General features: G+C 67.9%; 2 protein-coding genes. Both read right to left on the bottom strand.

The features are described 5' to 3' along the window. Positions 1 to 36: 36 nt before the first annotated feature. Positions 37 to 1,044, bottom strand: coding sequence for an IS3 family transposase (locus tag ABZ823_RS30915; protein ID WP_361666233.1), 1,008 nt, complete (start codon positions 1,042 to 1,044; stop codon positions 37 to 39). 17 nt (positions 1,045 to 1,061) lie between these two features. Then, the gene (locus ABZ823_RS30910; protein ID WP_361666231.1) at positions 1,062 to 1,445 is read right to left on the bottom strand and encodes a hypothetical protein; all 384 of its coding nucleotides are present in this window, start codon (positions 1,443 to 1,445) and stop codon (positions 1,062 to 1,064) included. Positions 1,446 to 1,525 lie beyond the last annotated feature (80 nt).

The raw sequence follows: 1,525 nt of genomic DNA, 5'->3' as shown, positions 1-1,525 counted from the left end.
CCGGAAGATTTCAAGTCCAGTGAGACGGTCGTGACGCTATGAGATTTGTGGTGCGGGTTCCCTGCGCTTGGCCGGGTTGTTGATCCATGCCTGCTGGGGTATCCGGGGTGGTCGGGGGCGGCGGCCGAAGCGTTCGGGGTGGCGGGCGTATGCCTCGGCGAGGGTGACGGCCCGCTGGTCGCGGACCTCCTCGGCGGTCCCGAAGTGCACGCTGGCCGGCGTGTGCCAGCCGATGCCCGAATGCCGGTGCTCGTGGTTGTAGTACGCGATGAACGCGTCGAACCACTCGCGGGCATGGGCCAGCGAGTCGAACCGTTCGGGGTAGTCGGACATGTACTTCGTGGTCTTGAAGTGGGCCTCGCTGTAGGGGTTGTCGTTGGAGGTCTTCGGTCGTGAGTGCGACCGGGTGACGCCGAGGTCGATCAGCAGCTGCGAGACCTTCTTCGAGGTCATCGACGTGCCACGGTCCGCGTGCACGGTCTCGGGCACGATGCCGTTGCGGGCGATGGCCTCGCGGATCAATTCCTCGGCTCGCACCGCTGATTCGGCCCGCTCGACGGTATGGCCGACGATGTAGCGGCTGAAGATGTCGATGATGACGTAGGCGTGATACCAGACGCCCTTGATGGGTCCGGCTGCCTTGGTGATGTCCCAGGTGAACACCTGCGACGGTGCGGTGGCGACCAGCTCGGGCACCGTCTTGGCCGGGTGGGTGGCCTGGCGGCGGCGGTCCCCGGACTGCCCCTTCTCGCGCAGGATCCGGTACATCGTGGAGATGGAGCAGTGGTAGCGCCCGGCATCCAGCTCGCGGGCCCAGATCTGCGCGGGCGGCAGCTCGGCGTACTCGTCGCTGTTCATCAGTTCCAGGACCGCAGCCCGCTCCTCGGCCGTCAGGGCCGAAGGCTGAACCTGCCGCTGGCGGGGCCTGTGCGGCGGCGCCGGACGCAGCCGGCGGTAGTGGGTGGCTCTGGAGCGGCCGGTCAGCCGGCAGGCGGCCGTGATACCGAGTTCCCCCTCGACGCCGGTGAACGCATCGTCGACCACCGGGTCGGCGGCGGCCCTCAGTCCGCGCCCTCGGAGATCATTTCCAAGAGCGCGGAAGCTTTTCCCATTACCTCCAACGCGGCCTTGTTCCGGGCCAGTTCCTTCTCCAGCCGTTCCACCTGGCGGCGCAGTTTCTCGTTCTCCGCCTCGGCAGCCGACTTCTTCGGCCTCGCCGGGCTGGTCCGCTTGTCGACCAGCTGCTCCAGCGCCCCGGCATCCCGCGCGGCCCGCCATTCCTTGACGTGCGAGTGGTACAGCCGCTCGCGGCGCAGGACCGCGCCCTTCTCGTTCTTGGGCGCGGCGTCGTACTCGGCCACGATCCGCAGCTTGTACTCGGGACTGAAAGTGCGGCGCTTCGGCCGGGGAGCCGGATCGGACCCGGCGGGCTTGGTGCTGGTCATGAGGGGGTGGTTCTCCTGTCGTGCCCTCTCAGGCTAACCCGACGAAGCGGGACGTCTCACCCAAGGCTGACAGAGAGGGC

The sequence above is a fragment of the Streptomyces sp. NPDC047079 genome (assembly GCF_040643755.1).
Lineage (GTDB): Bacteria > Actinomycetota > Actinomycetes > Streptomycetales > Streptomycetaceae > Streptomyces.
The sequence above is the reverse complement of the archived record's forward strand: the minus strand, read 5'-3'. Positions and strand labels throughout refer to the sequence as shown.

Excerpts from the sequence above, each read along its gene's own strand:
- ABZ823_RS30910 (WP_361666231.1), bottom strand. The coding sequence starts at position 1,445 with ATGACCAGCACCAAGCCCGCCGGGTCCGATCCGGCTCCCCGGCCGAAG.